General features: G+C 45.9%; 18 protein-coding genes, 1 tRNA gene and 1 rRNA gene. 5 read left to right on the top strand and 15 right to left on the bottom strand.

From position 1 onward, the window contains the following. Positions 1 to 33: 33 nt before the first annotated feature. Positions 34 to 606, top strand: a complete 573-nt coding sequence (locus ASC40_RS10625; protein ID WP_055439792.1) for an AhpA/YtjB family protein — start codon at positions 34 to 36, stop codon at positions 604 to 606. On the opposite strand, the gene ASC40_RS10620 is transcribed toward ASC40_RS10625, so the two are convergent. From ASC40_RS10620 to ASC40_RS10570, 11 genes are all read right to left on the bottom strand, one after another. After that, positions 589 to 1362, bottom strand: a complete 774-nt coding sequence (locus tag ASC40_RS10620) for a TatD family hydrolase (protein WP_055439791.1) — start codon at positions 1360 to 1362, stop codon at positions 589 to 591. The genes ASC40_RS10625 and ASC40_RS10620 overlap by 18 nt on opposite strands. A 47-nt stretch (positions 1363 to 1409) precedes the next feature. Further along, positions 1410 to 3005, bottom strand: a complete 1596-nt coding sequence (gene prfC, locus ASC40_RS10615; RefSeq protein ID WP_055439790.1) for a peptide chain release factor 3 — start codon at positions 3003 to 3005, stop codon at positions 1410 to 1412. A 108-nt stretch (positions 3006 to 3113) separates the two neighbouring features. Beyond that, positions 3114 to 3749, bottom strand: coding sequence for an SCO family protein (locus ASC40_RS10610; protein WP_055439789.1), 636 nt, complete (start codon positions 3747 to 3749; stop codon positions 3114 to 3116). Positions 3750 to 3754: 5 nt separating this feature from the next. Next, positions 3755 to 4492: a formylglycine-generating enzyme family protein gene (locus ASC40_RS10605; protein ID WP_245622264.1), complete on the bottom strand. Its 738-nt coding sequence runs from the start codon at positions 4490 to 4492 to the stop codon at positions 3755 to 3757. A gap of 16 nt (positions 4493 to 4508) precedes the next feature. Beyond that, positions 4509 to 5657 (bottom strand): multicopper oxidase domain-containing protein, encoded by a 1149-nt coding sequence (locus ASC40_RS10600; protein WP_055439788.1) that lies wholly within the window; start codon positions 5655 to 5657, stop codon positions 4509 to 4511. A 40-nt stretch (positions 5658 to 5697) separates the two neighbouring features. Then, on the bottom strand, positions 5698 to 6093 hold the full coding sequence (locus tag ASC40_RS10595) for a c-type cytochrome (protein WP_055439787.1): 396 nt from the start codon (positions 6091 to 6093) through the stop codon (positions 5698 to 5700). Positions 6094 to 6274: 181 nt separating this feature from the next. After that, positions 6275 to 6979: a purine-nucleoside phosphorylase gene (gene deoD, locus ASC40_RS10590; protein WP_055439786.1), complete on the bottom strand. Its 705-nt coding sequence runs from the start codon at positions 6977 to 6979 to the stop codon at positions 6275 to 6277. 6 nt (positions 6980 to 6985) lie between these two features. After that, entirely contained in the window at positions 6986 to 8206 is a 1221-nt protein-coding gene (locus ASC40_RS10585) for a phosphopentomutase (RefSeq protein WP_055439785.1), read from the bottom strand. A gap of 11 nt (positions 8207 to 8217) precedes the next feature. Continuing rightward, positions 8218 to 9549, bottom strand: a complete 1332-nt coding sequence (gene deoA, locus ASC40_RS10580) for a thymidine phosphorylase (protein WP_055439784.1) — start codon at positions 9547 to 9549, stop codon at positions 8218 to 8220. Next, the gene (gene deoC / locus ASC40_RS10575; protein WP_055439783.1) at positions 9549 to 10316 is read right to left on the bottom strand and encodes a deoxyribose-phosphate aldolase; all 768 of its coding nucleotides are present in this window, start codon (positions 10314 to 10316) and stop codon (positions 9549 to 9551) included. Before deoC ends, deoA begins: the two co-directional genes overlap by 1 nt. A 1-nt stretch (position 10317) precedes the next feature. Continuing rightward, the gene (locus ASC40_RS10570; RefSeq protein ID WP_342666861.1) at positions 10318 to 10806 is read right to left on the bottom strand and encodes a cytidine deaminase; all 489 of its coding nucleotides are present in this window, start codon (positions 10804 to 10806) and stop codon (positions 10318 to 10320) included. Between the two features lie 110 nt (positions 10807 to 10916). Between ASC40_RS10570 and ASC40_RS10565 the strand changes: the two genes are divergently transcribed. Continuing rightward, positions 10917 to 11132, top strand: coding sequence for a YgaP family membrane protein (locus ASC40_RS10565; protein ID WP_055439781.1), 216 nt, complete (start codon positions 10917 to 10919; stop codon positions 11130 to 11132). Positions 11133 to 11147: 15 nt separating this feature from the next. Continuing rightward, positions 11148 to 11465, top strand: a complete 318-nt coding sequence (locus ASC40_RS10560; RefSeq protein WP_055439780.1) for an ArsR/SmtB family transcription factor — start codon at positions 11148 to 11150, stop codon at positions 11463 to 11465. A gap of 32 nt (positions 11466 to 11497) precedes the next feature. Here ASC40_RS10560 and rimI read toward each other — a convergent pair whose 3' ends face one another. The 3 genes from rimI to ASC40_RS10545 form a co-directional block, all read right to left on the bottom strand. After that, the gene (gene rimI, locus ASC40_RS10555; protein ID WP_055439779.1) at positions 11498 to 11965 is read right to left on the bottom strand and encodes a ribosomal protein S18-alanine N-acetyltransferase; all 468 of its coding nucleotides are present in this window, start codon (positions 11963 to 11965) and stop codon (positions 11498 to 11500) included. A gap of 11 nt (positions 11966 to 11976) precedes the next feature. Then, positions 11977 to 12339 carry a hypothetical protein gene (locus tag ASC40_RS10550; protein ID WP_055439778.1) on the bottom strand — a complete coding sequence of 121 codons (363 nt, stop codon included), beginning with the start codon at positions 12337 to 12339 and terminating at the stop codon, positions 11977 to 11979. Between the two features lie 48 nt (positions 12340 to 12387). Further along, positions 12388 to 12464, bottom strand: a tRNA-Trp gene (locus tag ASC40_RS10545). 147 nt (positions 12465 to 12611) lie between these two features. Between ASC40_RS10545 and ASC40_RS10540 the strand changes: the two genes are divergently transcribed. Together ASC40_RS10540 and ASC40_RS10535 are read left to right on the top strand one after the other, a co-directional pair. Beyond that, positions 12612 to 14402 (top strand): autotransporter assembly complex protein TamA, encoded by a 1791-nt coding sequence (locus ASC40_RS10540; RefSeq protein ID WP_055439777.1) that lies wholly within the window; start codon positions 12612 to 12614, stop codon positions 14400 to 14402. After that, positions 14399 to 17821, top strand: a complete 3423-nt coding sequence (locus tag ASC40_RS10535) for a translocation/assembly module TamB domain-containing protein (RefSeq protein ID WP_055439776.1) — start codon at positions 14399 to 14401, stop codon at positions 17819 to 17821. Before ASC40_RS10540 ends, ASC40_RS10535 begins: the two co-directional genes overlap by 4 nt. Before the next feature lie 180 nt (positions 17822 to 18001). Here ASC40_RS10535 and rrf read toward each other — a convergent pair. Next, positions 18002 to 18115 (bottom strand): 5S ribosomal RNA (gene rrf, locus ASC40_RS10530). Between the last annotated feature and the right edge of the window lie 20 nt (positions 18116 to 18135).

The following is an 18135-nucleotide window of genomic DNA, read 5'->3' as shown; positions in this document are numbered from 1 at the left end:
CGAAATATAGGCTTAACAACGTATATTGAGCCCATGAAAACATCTGCATCCCATGTTAACACTCTGTTCAAGCTTGTCTATCGGCGCGGGCGCCGGCTGCTATTGGCTGTGCTACTCATTATTTTAATTGAGCAGTTTTGGGGCGCGATGCACACCACTAGTTTACAAGAATTTCAGTCATACAGTCATAAGCTGCTCAATTTAACGACCGAGCAAGCCGCCGCCGAAGCTAGTCACTGGTTAGATGGTAACGATACCGTCAACCTGCAAAGCCTTGTCGATCGACTGCAGCAACAAGACTTTTTTGCCTACGCACAAATATTTAATCGCTATGGCCAAATGGTAGCCGAGTCCTCGGCGAAATTAGATACCGACTCACTTGAACAAGCTTTAGTGCTGGTTGAAGAGATTAAAGTAGAGGGACAGGTACTCGGCTATTTAAACATTACAGTAGACGAATCACTGGTTCTTGCTCAACCCATTAAAACACATGCTTACTTGACATTTTATGGCCAATTTTTGCTTGGTTTCGCCGCCATAGCTGGTATATTTTTAACCATCACTTTCAATCGTTGGCGTTACAAGCGCTTAACTCCGGTAAAATAACCGACAACTATTCTGCCACGTCTGCAAAGCTAGCTCAGTTATTGATTCTGTACGTATTTGAGCGAGCTGATTAAGTATTTTGTCTAGCTGCCCGGGCTCATTACGTTGACCTTGAAAGCCGACAACTGGCATGTCTGGCGCATCGGTTTCTAACACTAAATGCTGAACACTTGCCTGCGCAATGGCTGCTCGCGTTTTTTTTGCCCGATCATAAGTAATAGTGCCGCCAACCCCTAACATGAAACCCAACGCAATCCACTCGTTGGCCTGTTCTACACTACCGCTAAACGCATGAATAACACCGGGCATATCGGGTAGCTTAGTCCGCATTGATTTAATCACCCGCAATAGTTCAGGTTGAGTACGGCGGTGGTGGAGAACAACGGGGCGATGATAATCGGCGGCGAGTTCAACTTGCTGACAAAAGAATTTATATTGACGATCATAGTCGGCACAGGTGGCGTCTAGTCCAATTTCACCAACCAAAGCGTGAACATCTTGCTGTAATTGTGATTCGAGCCACTGCAGATCATCATCGCTATGCTGAGCAATAAAATAGGGATGAAGCCCAAACCCATGAATAACCTCGACGCGGTCACAATCGCCTAACCATGCAGTTTGTTGCGATTGCGAACGCGTCACACCAGGAACAAATAGCGCTCTAACGTTGCGTTTATAGGCATTCTCAATAACAGCTTTTCGGTCTGCATCAAAGGTGGCGAAATCAATATGACAATGACTATCAAATAATTTCATAGCGCCTCTTTCCAAAGCTCCGTTACTTAACATTACCTAGTAAGCTATTAGTGCTCTCGTGTGTGACTAAACACAATATCAGGGTAACGCTCAGTCGCTAAACTCAAGTTAACCATAGTCGGCGCAATATAGGTCAGATTATCACCACCGTCTAAAGCCAAGTTTGATTCAGCTTTGCGACGAAAATCATCCAGTTTCTTCGCGTCATTGCAGCTAACCCAGCGCGCCGTGGCAACGTTGATGTTTTCGTACACGGCATCTACGTTATATTCAGACTTCAGACGATGCACTACAACATCAAACTGCAGCACACCAACTGCACCAACAATTAAGTCGTTGTTGCTAAGCGGGCGAAACACTTGCACAGCACCTTCTTCGGACAATTGTACCAAGCCTTTTAACAACTGCTTTTGTTTCAGTGGGTCTTTCAGACGAATACGGCGGAATAGTTCCGGTGCAAAGTTTGGAATGCCGCTGAATTTAAATGGTTCTCCACCTGTGAAAGTGTCACCGATTTGAATCGTTCCGTGGTTGTGCAAGCCGATAATATCGCCTGGATAAGCTTCTTCAACATGTTCACGATCACCGGCTAAGAACGTCAGCGCATCAGCAATACGAACATCTTTGCCAATGCGTACTTGGTGCATTTTCATGCCCTTTTCGTATTTCCCTGACACAATACGCATGAAAGCCACGCGGTCGCGGTGTTTCGGGTCCATGTTCGCCTGAATTTTGAATACAAACCCTGAAAAGCTTGGGTGCGTTGCCGGAATTTCTTTACCGTCATCTGTTTCGCGCGCTAAAGGCGTTGGTGCCCAGTCCACCAACCCGTCAAGCATGTGGTCGACACCGAAGTTACCCAATGCGGTACCAAAGTATACAGGGGTTAATTCGCCAGCTAAAAACAGCTCTTTATCAAAACTATTTGAAGCCCCTTTTACCAACTCAATTTGCATGCGCAACTCGTCGGCGTAGTCACCAATGCGTGCATCAAGTTCAGGGCTATCTAACCCTTTAATAACGTCGACTTCTTGAATACGGTGGCCTTGACCCGTTTTATAGAAAATAACTTCGTCGTTCAGTAAGTGATAAACGCCTTTAAAGTTCTTACCAGAACCGATTGGCCAAGTTATCGGCGCACACATAATATTCAGAACATTCTCAACTTCGTCTAACAATTCCAGTGGATCACGAATGTCACGGTCGAGCTTGTTCATAAAGGTAATAATAGGCGTGTCACGAAGGCGCGTTACTTCCATCAGTTTAATGGTTCTATCTTCGACACCCTTAGCGCCGTCAATCACCATCAAGCATGAATCAACAGCCGTAAGCGTACGGTAAGTATCTTCTGAGAAGTCTTCGTGACCTGGGGTATCGAGTAAGTTCACCAACGCATCATGATAGGGAAATTGCATGACCGAGGTGGTTACTGATATACCACGCTCTTTTTCCATTTCCATCCAGTCAGATTTTGCATGCTGACCCGACTTTTTGCCTTTTACAGTACCGGCTTTTTGTAATTTTTGACCGTGCAAAAGTACTTTTTCGGTAATTGTCGTTTTACCGGCATCGGGGTGCGAGATGATTGCAAAAGTGCGACGTTTTGCGACTTCTTTTGCAATGGATTTGGCCAAATCTGACATGTGTAAACTCTTTCTCTTAAATAATCACAGAATGAACGAAAAGTGGCGCGAATTCTAACCGAATTCGCGCCACTTTTATATGTTTACTATGTAGAAACAGCTGTTGTGTTAGTGGTGCATTAAGTGATTATCATCAATAACCTTCATTAATGCCGCCACAGCTTCATCAACTGGACGGTTCAAACCTTCAGTGCGTTGCACGATGCGGCCCTTTGTATCAAGGACAGTCACTAGATTACTGTGATCAAAGTCACCGTCAGCGCGTTTACGATAACGCACACCAAGCAGTGTAGCTAAAGCGCGAATGTTGTCATCTTGCCCATGCAAGAATAACCAGACATTTTCACCTAAGCCGTATTTGTTGGCATATTCAGCCAATGCAGCCGGAGTATCACGATCTTGATCAAAACTGACCATCAGTAATTTCACATGTTTACGGTAAGCCTCAGGTAACGCTTGATATACCCGACGCGCGTCATTCACTAAAACGGGGCACGCGGTGGTACAGCTGCCATAAATCATAGAAACCAGTACAGGTTGCCCCTGTAGCTCGGCCAGCTGAATAGTGTCACCTTTGTGAGTTTGCCACTCGCCTTCTAAATGATAAATCGAGTCTTCTTGGCTTACTTGTGCAGCTCCAAGAGTGGTGTGGTTTTTATGGTTATGATGATGGCTGTGATCTTGCGCCATCGCTGAACCAAATACCAAGCTAGCGGCTGCAATTGCAATCATGAGCGGTTTCATAGTCATTACTCCATATCATAGGCACAACGGAAGCCCAAAGTGCTTGTTGTGCTTTGTGCGCGGTAGTTACTGCGCGATTGATAGCGAAAAAAAGTAGCGTAACTGGCATCGCCAAAGTCCGCCATAAAGCGCGCGCTATCACCACAAGAACTCGATAAAATATCGTTGTTGTCACCAGAGGTTAACATCAACTGGAAATCTTCAACCCATTCGTTAACTCGGTTATGCATGTGAGCAAGCGCTTTGCTGTTAACGTCCAATGGTTGTTGGCTATAAGCTGTCGGATTGCTATGGCGACCAAATAACATTTGGGCATAGTCTTGATCAGACAGTTGTTGCTGCTGCAAGTATTGGCTTGATGCGTACTCCCACTCATCAAGAGTTGGTAAACGGCCGCCTTTTGCGCTGCAGTATGCGCGTGCTGCAAACCAAGAAACTTCTGTTACAGCGCGCTTAGCGTACCCTTCAGGTATTTCAGTATTACCAGGCCAGCTGATTAAATAATTGCCGTCATGGAAAATGGCAGCAGCATTAGCGCGCTGCCATTTTGGATTTGCCTTCACATATTCTAGATACTGGGCATAAGTGACCGGTGTTGCATCGAGTTTAAAATCCGCCATAACAAGGGTTTGCACCGACTCGTCTAACAAAATAGCAGGAGTATACTCACCGCCAGATACCAATACAGGCTCGGCATTTGCTGCTACCGCGATAAACCCAAGAACACTCAGCCACTTAGTCATGATTCACCTGCCTCTATTATTTTTTACGAGGGCCGGCATACAATGCGCCAGCTGCACCACGTTCTGCGTCAGCAAACTCATGGTCAACCAACTTGTACACGCCTTCCTCTGGTACGATGAACTCAACAGTTGCACTGCTGCTTGCACCCAGAAGTACTGTTTGCATGCCGTACCAAGTGTTACGTGGGTCACCTTCAGCCCACACCATATCGAAAATTGCACCGATAACGTGGAAGCTTGAAGTGCCTGACGGACCAGCATTTAAGAAGTGAATACGTACGCGGTCACCTTCGTTTGCTTTCAATGGGTTTTCACTTAGCGCAGAAACATGGCCATTGAATACAACGTGACTTGGGTCACGCGCTAACGCTGCTGAGTGGTCATAAATATAGCTGTCACCCATTTGCTCAAGGTATAGCTCTGATTGAACAATAACGTACTCTTGGTCGACTTGGTCGTCAGTTGGGTAACCTTCTTTCGGTGAAACCACAACCGCACCGTATTGGCCCATTGCAGTGTGCATCAAGACGCTTGAAGTACCGCAGTGATACATGTAAGTACCTGCGTAGTTTGCAATCCATTCAAACTCGATAGTTTCGCCTGGTGCAATAGTTGCCCATTTGTCATTCGCTGCTACGGTGCCGCTATGAAAGTCCATAGAGTGTGGCATAGGTGCAACAACTGGTTTGTGTTTTTGCAACTGATTGGCAGCTACTTGATTGTAGTAAGGTGCAGCGCCTTTAAATGGCTTAGTAATAACCACTTCTTCAGTTGAACGGTTTTTCATTTTGAACACAACGCGGTCACCTTCACGCACGTGAAGCACAGGGCCTGGCACGCTGCCGCCAAAAGTCCATGCGTTGTAGCTAACACCTGGCGCTACTTCAACGTTTTGTGAGAATACGTCCATGCGTACTTCGTGTTCTTTATTACCTTCGTAATCAAGTGCAGCTAGGTGTGGAACCATAGTGACATAGTCGCCAACAACTGCTGGGCCACTGTAATCATCACGGTAAATTTTTGCTTTTGGCATGCCATAAATCTTGCCATCGATAACGTATTCGCTGTCGTGCTTTAAAGGTACGTTGGCATCTACAACCCCAGTGCAACCGGCAAAAGAGACTAATAAAGCGCTAGCAAGTGCAGATTTAACAAAATTTTTCATAATATTTCTCCAAGCAACTTAAACGGATAATTTTCTAAAATTAACGAACTGATTTAACTTCTTCTGCCGAGATGGTTTTGCTACCGCCAGCGAAATTCTTGTTAACGAATGCAGCCACTGCAGCAATGTCCGCATCGCTCATATAAGCCATAGGAGGCATCATGCCGTTGTATTCAGCGCCATTAACCACAACCTTACCTGACTTACCTTTAACGATAACTTCAGCAATGTAAGCCGGCTTATCAGTGATGTTGCTGTTACCAGCAAGTGGAGGGAAAACGCCAGCCATACCTTGGCCAGCTGCTTGATGACAAGCCATGCAGTTCTTTTGATAAACAGCAGCGCCAGCATCTGCATTGGCAGCGCCAGAAAACATCGCAATGGCTACGACTGCACTTGCTACCAAGCCTGATTTAAATTTATTAACGTTAGTCATGATGATACCCCTTTTCGGTGTCGTAATCTGATGTGTATAGATTAGCGGAACGGGGCTTTATTACTATTGATATGAAGGAGTAAGCGAGGTCTACCCCTTTTAGGTTAGACCTCTATCACTGTCGGTGGTCAAGGTAGGTGTGAATTAGAAAAACTAATTATAAACAGTTGTTGGTTAACAATTATACTAAGGCATCAAGGGTTAACTGAACCATGCGACTAAAGCCGGTCTGGCGTTCTTTGGCGTCCATCGCTTCACCACGCTCAATATGGTCAGACACCGTTAGAACCGTGAGCGCCGACACACCATGCTCGGCGGCAACCGCATAAAGCCCTGCCGCTTCCATTTCTACACCGAGAATGCCGTAGCGTTTAAACGTCTCGAGAACCGTGGAGTCGGGTTGATAGAACAAATCGGCGGAAAACACATTACCCACTTGAATACTCATTGCTTGACGCTCGGCTTCATTGACAAGTTTACGAAGCAAATCAAAGTCAGCAATGGCAGCAAAATCGAATCCGCGAAAGCGCTGGCGATTGACGTTGGAGTCGGTACAAGCGCCTTGTGCCAAGATAATGTCATGCAACTTGGTTTGCGGTTGTACGGCGCCACAACTACCAACACGCACGAGCTGTTTGACACCATAATGACGCACAAGCTCGGTCGCATAAATCGAACATGATGGTATACCCATTCCGGTGCCCATAACCGAGATTTCTTTGCCTTTATATGTACCTGTATACCCAAACATGTTGCGAACAGAGGTGACACACTTGGCATCGTTAAGAAAGTTATCGGCAATAAACTTTGCCCGCAGTGGGTCGCCTGGCAACAAACATAACGATGCAAATGCACCTTGCTCTGCAGCTATATGAGGTGTGGTCATTTATTTTTACTCAGTTAAAAATGATGTTCCGTAGTCCATAGCAGGTAATTTCAACCAGCTTGCTATGGTTTGGCCGATATCGGCAAATGTTTCACGCCGGCCCATAGAGCCAGCTTGAATAGCGTGTCCATAGGCTAAAACAGGCACATATTCACGGGTATGATCACTACCCGGCCAGGTTGGATCGCAACCGTGGTCAGCGGTAAGAATGAGCATATCATCATTGCGCATAGCAGCTTTGAGCTTCGGCAACAATTGATCAAATAACTCGAGTGCTGCGGCATAACCACTCACGTCTCGACGATGCCCATACTCACTATCAAAGTCGACCAAGTTGGTAAAAATTATGCTTTGCTCAGGCGCATGTTGCATTTGGTTAATAGTTTCATCAACCAAAGCTGGTATGCCGGTCGCCTTATATTTTTGCGTGATACCTTGGTGAGCGAATATATCTGCAATTTTTCCAATGCTAATAACTTCACCGCCAGCGGCTTTTAGCTTATCTAGTACCGTAGGCGAAGGTGGTGGAATTGCGTAATCACGGCGGTTGCCGGTGCGCTTAAAATTCTCTGCACTGTCGCCAATAAACGGGCGTGCAATAACGCGACCTATGTTGTATGGCTCCAGTAACTCGCGTGCTATTTCGCACAGTTCATAAAGCTTAGCTAAGCCAAAGGATTCTTCATGACAGGCAATTTGAAACACCGAGTCTGCCGAGGTATAGAATATCGGCTTACCCGAGGCCATATGTTCTTGGCCTAACTGCGCAATAATCGTGGTGCCCGATGCGTGACAATTACCTAAATAACCAGGCAGTTGGGCTTTTTCGACAATTTCGTTAAGTAACTCATCGGGAAAAGAATGCTGCGGCTCTAAAAAGTATCCCCAATCAAACAATACCGGTACACCGGCCATTTCCCAATGACCTGAAGGGGTATCTTTGCCAGACGACATTTCTTGTGCCCAACCAAATCGACCTGTCACTTCTGCAGCGGGGGCTATTCCTGCAGGCTGCTCCCCAGTTGCGCCGTAATAGGCCTCACCTAGCCCCAACTCAAGCAGGTTCGGAATCATTAACGGCCCACTGCGATTTTTGTCTGCATTACCATTCGCGGCGGCCGCAGCGATATGTCCAAAGGTGTCAGCGCCTTCGTCACCAAATTTATCGGCGTCGGCAGCGGCGCCAATCCCAAATGAATCAAGCACAACAACTATTGCACGGGCCATTTGTTAACTCCTTACGCAGTCGCTTCGCGAATATGCTTGTAAATAACAGGATGCTGTTCCGAAACGCGCTCACCAATGTGAAAGGCTTGTTTCAGACGCTGAGCTGCATGCTGCCAGCTTTCTTCGCTGTTGGCGTAAATCATTGCTAGCGGTGTCTGTGCATCAACTTTAGCGCCGAGACCAGCAATAGCATCTAACCCGACACTGTAATCTAGCTTGTCAGAGCTGCGCTGACGCCCACCGCCTAATGTAACAACGGCCATACCCACGGCCCGAGTATCGATGCTACTCACAATGCCTGGTTGATCTGCAAACACTGGTTTCGCAACTGTTGCTAGTGGCAAATGCGTGGCGTAATTGGTCAACATATCGCTTGGCCCGCCTAGTTCACGAACCATCTGCGCAAAACGCTCTGCCGCAGCGCCGCTTGCAAGGGCCTGCTCAATCTGAGCCACAGCAGCTTGGGTCGTCTCTGCAAGTTGGCCTAACACTAACATTTCTGCGGCTAAAGCAACGGTTACTTCATGCAAGCGCGGCGCTCTAAAGTCACCGGTTAAGTAACGAATCGCTTCACGCACTTCAACTGCATTTCCTGCTGAAACGGCAAGCGTCTCATTCATGTCTGTCAGTATAGCGCTGGTGTTTAACCCAGCCCCATTTGCGACGGTAACTAAGCTCTTAGCTAATTCATCAGCGCGTTCAGTACTTTGCATCATCGCGCCATTGCCCACTTTTACGTCGAGCACTAAGCCATCAAGACCCGCGGCTAGCTTCTTCGATAGTATAGAAGCTGTAATGAGCGGCACAGATTCTACCGTTGCGGTAATATCGCGGGTTGCATAAAAACGTTTATCGGCCGGTGCCAAATCGCCTGTTTGCCCAATAATAGCCACGCCACTACTTTTTACGACGCGCCGAAAGTCATCCAAACTCGGCATAGTTTGATAACCTGGTATCGAATCCATTTTATCTAGCGTACCACCGGTATGCCCAAGCCCACGCCCAGAAATCATCGGAACATAGCCACCACAGGCGGCAATAATCGGGCCAAGCATGAGGCTAACCACATCACCGACGCCACCTGTTGAATGTTTATCAAGTACCGGACCATCCAAATTCATGTGCTGCCATGACAACACAGTTCCTGAGTCACGCATAGCTAGCGTAAGAGCAACGCGCTCATCAGCTGACATGCCTTGAAAAAACACAGCCATCGCTAACGCAGATATTTGGCTTTCAGAAATACTGCCGGCGGTTAACCCTTTCACAAAATAATTAATTTGGTCGGCGCTTAATTCACCGCCGTCACGTTTAATTCGAATAATTTCTTGTGGTAAATACATTAATAGCCATCCTGTGCTAGCGCTTGCTTACCCGCAAGCGTTTCCGTTAAATTCTTGAGTAAACTACTCGCGCCAAATCGGAAGTTGTCCGCGGTTAGCCAGCCGCTCCCCATAATTGATTCAGCAAGCTCCAAATAAGCTTGGGCCTCGCTAGCCGTGCGCACGCCACCTGCGGCTTTAAATCCACAAGCACTGCCGCTTTGTTTAATACAATGAAGCATCAAATCAGCCGCTTCTAAGGTCGCATTGACGGGTACTTTTCCGGTCGACGTTTTTATGAAATCCGCGCCAGCCCTTATAGCGATATTACTGGCGGTTGTGATCAACTCTGGGGTTGCTAGCTCACCGCTTTCAATAATAACTTTCAATATTGCCCGATCACCGCAGGCCGTTTTGCACGCAGACACTAACTCATGCCCGACCGCCGTGTTGCCGGCCTTCAAAGCTCGCCATGGGAACACCACATCCACTTCATCGGCTCCAGCCGCAACTGCTCGGGCAGTCTCTTCCGCAGCTCGCGTAACATCGTCGCTGCCGTTAGGAAAGTTGGTCACCGTCGCTACTTTTACATGCGTTAACTGTAGCCTTGCTAGCTCGAGTTTGGCCCAAACCACCATTTCGGGGAAGACACATACGGCAGCGGTGCTTCCGTAAGGTGTTTTAGCTAGTTCACAAAGCTGGGTGATTTTGCCAGGAGTGTCATCATTATTAAGTGATGTTAAGTCCATAAAGCGAATAGCATATTTCGCTGCATCAAGTTCTGTCATATTAATCGGCTCGATAATTTTCGATATCAAAATGAAATGCGTGGGGCAGAAGCGAGCTTACCGTCCAGTGCTGCTCGCCGCCGTTACTGGTAGATACCACTGGCGTTTCGGCGCTTAAGAACTCTGCCATAACTTGCCGACAAGCCCCACACGGCGAATACACTTCGTCGCTTGGCGTGTAGATAGTCACTTGTGCAATGTCTTTTACGTCGACACCTTGCGCTATGGCGCTAAATAACGCCGTTCGTTCCGCGCAATTTGATAAGCCATAAGATACATTTTCAACGTTGCAGCCACTAATGGTGTCGCCGTTTTTTAAGGTAAGAACAGCACCGACTTTAAATCGACTATAAGGAGCGTACGCCTGGGCTGCTGCTTTGATTGCAAGCTGTTTAGCGTTCTGCAAATTTGAATTGAATTCGCTCATATTAAAAGTTTGTTGTGTATGGCAGTAAAGCTTACCCCGATCGGCGCTTAAATCCAAGTACACCAAAAGGGAGAGTTATTTCGGTATATTCTAAAATAATGATAAAGATCACTTTGCGAAGAGCCAATCTAGAGCTATCATAATTTAGCATCTTCTAAAGTAAGGGGTTCATTATGAGTGTCGAAAAAGCTTTGACTGCCTTCGCAGGCTTTATGGTGTTATTATCTGTCGCCTTAACTGTATGGGTTCATCCAAACTGGGTATGGTTAACAGTATTTGTTGGTGCTAATTTATTCCAACAGTCTTTTACTGGTTTCTGCCCAGCTAGCTCGTTTATGAAAAAAGTATTTAAACTGAAAACTGAGCGAGAACTGGCGCAACAGAAATAATAAAGAGAGAAAATTATGAGTATGCTGATGGAAGCTGAACTAAATGCTGAAGAAGCAAAAAATGCGGCCGTGTTTCTACGTTCCATTGCTAATGAACACCGCCTACAAATTTTGTGTCATTTAGCCGGTGGCGAAAAAAGCGTTGGTCAACTCAACCAATTTTTCCCACTCAGCGCATCAGCATTCTCACAACATCTAGCCGTTCTGCGCGAACAAGGTTTGGTGAAGTTTCGTAAGGAAGCGCAAACCATTTACTATTCAATTCAAGACCCAGATACCATGCGCTTTATGCAATTGTTACGTGCCAAGTTTTGTCCAACCTATTGCGACTAAGTCTACCGCGACCGTTACTACCGCGACCGTTATTACCGCGACAAAGTTGACTGCGGTTTTCTGCTCATGACAACGGCTGTTTCTCGGCTACCGTCGGGGTTCGGATAATATTCTTTGCGCTCGCCAATTTGGTTAAATCCGGATTGTTTATACAAATGTTGCGCAGCCTGGTTAGACTCACGTACCTCTAATATAATCTCAGCTTGCACTAGGTCAGCAGCCATCGTCACCTGTGTCACCAATTGATAACCGATTCCCTGCCGCTGAAAGTTTGGGTCCACTGCAACATCCATTATCGTCCATTCGTCGCGCAATTGCTGCTGCACAATAATAAATCCCACTATGTTGCCGTCGGCCGTCTTAGCCGCAAAATTTTGATATCCTGAACTAAAGCAAGAGCGCAAATTACTACGAGACCAAGGCATAATAGCAGCGGCGTTTTCAATGAGGACGATCTGTTCATTCCAGTCCGTTAAAATCTCAACTTTAGCTTTACTCATGGCTGCCTCAACTATTCTCCCTGCGCCATGATCCCTTGCCACAAATCACGTTTACACTGTGCTTCAAGCATTCCTGTACTGTCTATCTGGACATGTAATTGCTGTTGCGATGGCCAGTCGGCTTTTTGTCGTGGGGATATTTCGGCAAGCGAAGCTAGCGGAGTGTCCAATGCCAAAGCCAAATCGGACAGCCATTGAGGCTTACTTACAGCTAGTGGTTGCGGCACAATGATAAGCCACGGCCCTAAGCGGTAACAACTTTCAGCTGCGGTTTGGCTAGCGTCGTTCGTGCGTTTTTGCCATAACGGCAAACCCAGCGCTGCCAATGCCCGCTGTTGACTAGTGTTAAATAAGGATGTGTCGCTTTTGTTCATGCGCTTAGCCTATCTGAACGGCTGCGAATAAGGAAGTATTTTGAATAGTGGCAGGGGTGGAGGGATTCGAACCCCCAACCGTCGGTTTTGGAGACCGCTGTTCTACCAATTGGAACTACACCCCTGCAATCAAGGTCTGAATTATACTGGCCACAACAAAGGTGGCAAGTGATTTATGCACTTCGACATACCGACTGCGGCATTTTTCACCACTCTATTAAAATCACAGTGTTATACTGTTGTTTTCAATGTACTTATTTGAAAGGAAATTCATGAGTATAGTTGGCCGCAGTTTTTGTCTATTTTTGCTAGCGTTTGGCGTTTTTTCGCTACTCAGCATGCCGCCTGCTTATGCTCAGTCCTCATGGCAGACTAGCGATGCCAAACTCGCAGTAGTGATTGAAGGTCTTGCCACCCCCTACTCCACAAATGCCTACAGCTATCTAACGCTCGCAGCACTTGTAGATGAAACTGTTCCATCAGTAATCCGAGTTCGCTACTTAGCGCAACAAGGTGAACAAGAAATAAAAACAGCACTACAGCCCTACGGTTTTTATAACAGTGAAGTTACCCACGAAATTATAGAGTCGGAAGATACGTGGACGGTTAAATACCAAGTCAACCCAGGCCCCGTTACAACTTATAATCAAGTGGACATCACATTACTTGGGGGTGCTCAATACGACGCCGATTTCGATAAACTACTACGCAATCACAAGCTACAAAAAGGTCGGCCACTGCATCATCAAGACTACGAAACGTTAAAAAGTGCACTAAGAAACCTCGCAGCCGAGCGGGGCTATTATGATGCGAAATTTACTGCGCAGCATATTGACGTGCTGCGTGACCAACAACTTGCCAATGTGACACTGACGTTTGACTCTGCCGAGCGTTATCTATTTGGCGATACCGTTTTTTGCTGCGCATTTATTTCGAGTAAATTGCTTAATCGTTTTCTTGATCATCAAAGTGGCGAACCATTTAGTACCCGAAAACTGCTTGATTTACAGGTTGATCTTGCCAGTAGCGACTATTTCAGCCATGTCGAAATTTCCCCACTGTGGGATCAAACTAGCAATAATCAAGTTCCTATAGATGTTCGATTGGAGCCGAATAAGCGTGACCGCTACCAGTTGGGTCTTGGCTACGGCACCGACACCGGCGCTCGGGTTACCATGGGCTTTGATCGACGTTGGGTCAATGACCGAGGACATAAACTAAGTAGTGTTGTTCGATTGTCCGAAGTACAAAACACTGGCTTTGTGAGCTATCAAATCCCCGGCAATGACCCTGCACGAGATGTTTATAGTTTTAACGGAGAGATTACCGATCGCTCCTATGAGGAACAACGTTCAACGCTCTACAAAACCTCAGTAAGTGATTTACGTCATTACGACCGTTGGCATCGCACATATCAATTAGCCTATCAACGTGAAGACTTCTCATTCGGCAGTGACCCTACTGAAAGCTCAAGTTTTTTAATTCCCTCGGTGCAATGGAGTTTAATTGAAAGCTCTAGTCTACCGGCAAATCGAAATATTACCGATGACGGCTATCGCCTTTCAATTATGTTGCAAGGCGGCCATGATGGCGCCTTGTCTGAGACAACTTTCGCATCGTTGAAAGTAAGTGCGAAATGGGTTCATCGACTGAATGACGATTGGCGTATTTTACTTCGTTCCGAAGTTGGTGCATTACGGGCCGATAATTTTGAGTCATTAGGTCCCACTCTACGCTTCTTCGCGGGCGGTGATCATAGTGTGCGCGGGTATGCGTATCAACAACTAGGCCCAACGAATGACGAAGGTGTCGTTGTAGGTGGAAGGTATATGACGGCCAACTCAGTTGAACTCGACTATGCAATAAAATCAAATTGGCGTGTTGCGCTCTTTACCGATATTGGTAACAGCATGATGGACTGGAACGAGCGCTTGAAACAAAGCGCTGGTTTCGGTGTTCGTTGGATATCGCCCATAGGTCCTGTTCGTTTGGATTTAGCAATGGCACTTGATGAGCCAAGTAATCCGTGGCGACTGCATTTAACAATAGGTCCGGACTTATGAAGTTTGTTAAATATCTAGCTTGGACAATTGTGTTACTGTTTGTGCTTATTCCAAGCATTCTATATGGTCTGGTGGCGACTAATACCGGCTCTGTTTGGTTGATTACTCAAGCCGTTAAATTTACCGACTATGAATTAAGCTACAGCGATATTAGTGGGAATTTAATCTCCGAATTACGTATCAATGACGCAAAAATTAATAATAGCTCTTTGCGTCTTGAAGCCGGTTATATTGCTTTAGCGTGGCAACCTACTGCGCTTTTCGATAACAAATTAATATTGAAAAAAGTCGTTGGTGAACAGGTTACTATTTGGCTGCCTGCTTCTTCCAACACTGAAAGTGACGATTCACCAGTGATATTACCGGAGCTCTCACTCCCTATTGAATTGCAGGTTCAGCAATTAAGAACGCGGGAAGTTACCCTTGTTTTTGGCCAAAGTGATAGCCAAGTAAAAGAGCAGTCACTGCCCGATTTAGATCTCCAACTAACCTGGTTTGAGCAGAAATTAAACATTAAACGTCTACTGTTAAGTTATAAAGAAAGTGAGATTTCAGCTAAAGGAAATATAATAACTGCTGGGCTTTTCCCGCTACAATTAAGTGCAAACTGGCGTGTATCTAATGCAATATCACAAGCCGATATTGGCGAAATAATTGGTACAGCCAACATTAGCGGCAATAGCCAAGCGCTTGAGTTAATTTCGAAGTTTAATTTAAACAACGCCCCCCAGGAGCAGCGAGTTTCCGTTCGTATTCAAGACTTACTAAGTCAACCCAAGTGGCTTGCACAAGCTGATTTAACGAACTTTAAAATTGCGCCGTTGCTCGACCTCATTTTTCCACCAAATAGCCCTTGGAACAGCTTGCTATCACAAGCAACGGTAATGGCAAAATTAACCCTTGATCAAAACCAGATCGTGGTTGAGCGATTGTCAGCTAATTTAAACGACGCTCAGCAAGGAAAGTTAATCGCAAGCAGTACCGTTACTAATTACTTAGATGCTTTAACAGCTCCTAACAAAGCACAATTGAATGTGGCATTAGTTGCCGAAAATATTCAGCTACCTAATCTCATGCCAAGTAAAGTGGTGTCCCTCAATAGCCTGTCGTTTCAAGCCAATGGCGATTTATCTCAGTTTACCCATCAAATAGATTTAGTCGGGGATTTTGATGATTATAAAGGTCTCGCTATCTCAAGCATTGGGTCAGGCAGCTTAGAACAGGTTATTATTGATGACCTAACGGTCATGTCTGAATCGGTCAATGCCAAGCTAAGTGCTCGCATAGGGTGGGCTGATGGCTTTGCTATGGAAGCCACAATTACTGAGCTTTTGGCATCAATACCTGAATTAGCCGCCTATTCCTCCGAACCCGTTTCTGCGCGGGGACAAGTTGTTTATAACAAGCAACGTATCACAGCGACTGACTTCCAGTTAAGTTGGAATGATACTTTTGTTGAACTTGACGGCTCGATGCACAACGACGACCCGCTTATTGTATCCCTAGCTGTGCCGCAGCTTGATGCGCTTAATCTAGGTAGCTACGTGGTTGGTAGCGCGGAGGGAAAATTCGAACTTACTGGCGCACTTGACAAGAATATTAGCATTACGTTATCCGAGCTTAATATCAAACACCCTGACTTTGGCGACTGGCAAAACAAAGGGATTGGAAAAGTCACAGTTCCGGTCGCTACGCCTATGGCATTTTCGGCAACGGGTATTTGTATCGCGGCAAACAGTCGTAGAAACACTGCCGAGTTATGCGCTGACACAACCTCCGAAAATAGTATTCAGAATACGACCATCACAGGAACCGCTTTACCATTATCTCTAATAAATCGTTTTCGTAACGCAACGGTTGCTGAGCGTATTTGGGGTTTGGCAAACTTAGAGGCCCAGCTTAGTTATGATGCATCTAATTTTACGTTAGTCAGTACACAAGGTCGGCTTTACAGTGAGCGAACTATTCTGTTTGCCCTAGATGAAGAAGTGAGTACTCGTTTTGAGTATTGGGAAATTGATTGGAATGGGAATCAACGCAATGTTGATGCGGCTTTAATAGCAGAACTTGAACATCAAAAAGGAACCTTACTCGGCGAAATCGCCATTGAAGAGCCGTTTAAACAAGCCAAACTTGACGGTGAAATATTACTCGATATACAAGATCTCACTATTCTGCAATGGGTGCTACCCGATTTACGCTACGAGAATGCTCAAGCCGTTGGCGCTATCAATATTAGCGGCACAAAATTAACACCAGAAATAGAAGGTTCAGTCGAACTGGCCGCACAGGAAGTGGGTTTTGCGCAAACGGGACTTGTCCTTTCAAACGTGCGCATTGCAGCTTTCGATAACTCAAGTTCGAACGATACTATTACTTTGAACGGACAAGCAGAATCGGGCGATGGTTGGATTAGCATAAAAGGCGATATACAGCCATTAATGCCGGCCTTAGATATAAAAATTCAAGGTGATAAATTTAGGGCCGTTCAATTACCGACTATCACCGTTGATGTAAGCCCTGATATTGATATCAAGCTTGCTAATAAGCGCATTGATATAACGGGAAAAATTGAGATTCCAACAGCTATCATTGACCAACCGGAAATTGAGGGTACGACCACTACACCATCAAGTGACGTTCGAATATACGAAAACGGTGAGCGCGTAGAATCCGATCCCACAAGTATTTATCCGCTGTTTGCCAACGTTCGGGTGACATTAGGCGAAAATGTGAAAGTCACAGCATTTGGTTTTGACGGTCAACTAAGCGGCAATATTCGTGTTGATGAGGCGCCTAACCGCGCTTTAACAGCGACAGGTAGTATTCAGGTTAAAAAAGGTTTTTATGAGCTCTATGGCCAGCGTTTAGAAATCGATCGAGGCTCGCTTATTTATAGTGGCGGGCCTATAAGTAATCCTGGACTTGATTTACGGGTGTCCCGTGCCAAAGAAAACATGATGACGACAGAAAATATCACCGTCGGCGCTCAAGTGAGTGGCACTATGCAAGAACCTGATTTTCGTCTGTATTCAACGCCGGCGATGCCTGATAGCGAAATACTTTCTTATCTAATCTTAGGTAGAGGGTCTGGAAATACCACCGGCGGCAATGAAAATTTGCAACTGCAAGCCTTGATACTTCTCGGTTCCAAAGGAACAGATATATTGGGTGAGTCTTTACAGGAGACTTTCGGCTTCGATGAGTTCGGCATTGATTCAACCATGAACCCCAACGACACATCGTTTTATATCGGTAAGTACCTTTCGCCTAAGCTTTACGTGAAATATGGTGTTGGGTTATTTGAAAACACCAACACTTTCCTCATTCGTTACTTACTGTCTGAGCATTTTATTATTGAGAGCACTGCTAGTGGCGAGGCTCAAGGTGGCGATATCTTTTACACTATCGAAAAGTAAAGCAAAAGGGATATTAACTAAGAGCAAAAGCGATATTATCTAAGAGCAAAAGCGATATTAGCTGTTGGATATTAGATATTAGGGAAGTGCGGTGGGCGTGACCAACAGCGCAGCGTACGAACCAGGCTTCAGAAACGAAAAAACCCCGAGCATTAGCTCGGGGTCTCATCGTTATTAAAAGCCTGGCGGTGTCCTACTCTCACATGGGAACTCCCACACTACCATCGGCGCTGAAGCGTTTCACTGCTGAGTTCGGAATGGATCAGGTGGTTCCACTTCGCTATGGCCGCCAGGCATAAACTGTTAAACAATAT

It is taken from the genome of Pseudidiomarina woesei, from assembly GCF_001418345.1.
Lineage (GTDB): Bacteria > Pseudomonadota > Gammaproteobacteria > Enterobacterales > Alteromonadaceae > Pseudidiomarina > Pseudidiomarina woesei.
Note: the sequence above shows the minus strand (reverse complement) of the source record. Positions and strands in the feature narration are given on the sequence as shown.

What these genes read in the sequence shown, in the direction of transcription:
- ASC40_RS10625 (WP_055439792.1), top strand. Translation starts at nt 34, where the DNA reads ATGAAAACATCTGCATCCCATGTTAACACTCTGTTCAAGCTTGTCTAT.
- ASC40_RS10620 (WP_055439791.1), bottom strand. Translation starts at nt 1,362, where the DNA reads ATGAAATTATTTGATAGTCATTGTCATATTGATTTCGCCACCTTTGAT.
- prfC (WP_055439790.1), bottom strand. Translation starts at nt 3,005, where the DNA reads ATGTCAGATTTGGCCAAATCCATTGCAAAAGAAGTCGCAAAACGTCGC.
- ASC40_RS10610 (WP_055439789.1), bottom strand. Translation starts at nt 3,749, where the DNA reads ATGAAACCGCTCATGATTGCAATTGCAGCCGCTAGCTTGGTATTTGGT.
- ASC40_RS10605 (WP_245622264.1), bottom strand. Translation starts at nt 4,492, where the DNA reads ATGACTAAGTGGCTGAGTGTTCTTGGGTTTATCGCGGTAGCAGCAAAT.
- ASC40_RS10600 (WP_055439788.1), bottom strand. Translation starts at nt 5,657, where the DNA reads ATGAAAAATTTTGTTAAATCTGCACTTGCTAGCGCTTTATTAGTCTCT.
- ASC40_RS10595 (WP_055439787.1), bottom strand. Translation starts at nt 6,093, where the DNA reads ATGACTAACGTTAATAAATTTAAATCAGGCTTGGTAGCAAGTGCAGTC.
- deoD (WP_055439786.1), bottom strand. Translation starts at nt 6,979, where the DNA reads ATGACCACACCTCATATAGCTGCAGAGCAAGGTGCATTTGCATCGTTA.
- ASC40_RS10585 (WP_055439785.1), bottom strand. Translation starts at nt 8,206, where the DNA reads ATGGCCCGTGCAATAGTTGTTGTGCTTGATTCATTTGGGATTGGCGCC.
- deoA (WP_055439784.1), bottom strand. Translation starts at nt 9,549, where the DNA reads ATGTATTTACCACAAGAAATTATTCGAATTAAACGTGACGGCGGTGAA.
- deoC (WP_055439783.1), bottom strand. Translation starts at nt 10,316, where the DNA reads ATGACAGAACTTGATGCAGCGAAATATGCTATTCGCTTTATGGACTTA.
- ASC40_RS10565 (WP_055439781.1), top strand. Translation starts at nt 10,917, where the DNA reads ATGAGTGTCGAAAAAGCTTTGACTGCCTTCGCAGGCTTTATGGTGTTA.
- ASC40_RS10560 (WP_055439780.1), top strand. Translation starts at nt 11,148, where the DNA reads ATGAGTATGCTGATGGAAGCTGAACTAAATGCTGAAGAAGCAAAAAAT.
- rimI (WP_055439779.1), bottom strand. Translation starts at nt 11,965, where the DNA reads ATGAGTAAAGCTAAAGTTGAGATTTTAACGGACTGGAATGAACAGATC.
- ASC40_RS10550 (WP_055439778.1), bottom strand. Translation starts at nt 12,339, where the DNA reads ATGAACAAAAGCGACACATCCTTATTTAACACTAGTCAACAGCGGGCA.
- ASC40_RS10540 (WP_055439777.1), top strand. Translation starts at nt 12,612, where the DNA reads ATGAGTATAGTTGGCCGCAGTTTTTGTCTATTTTTGCTAGCGTTTGGC.
- ASC40_RS10535 (WP_055439776.1), top strand. Translation starts at nt 14,399, where the DNA reads ATGAAGTTTGTTAAATATCTAGCTTGGACAATTGTGTTACTGTTTGTG.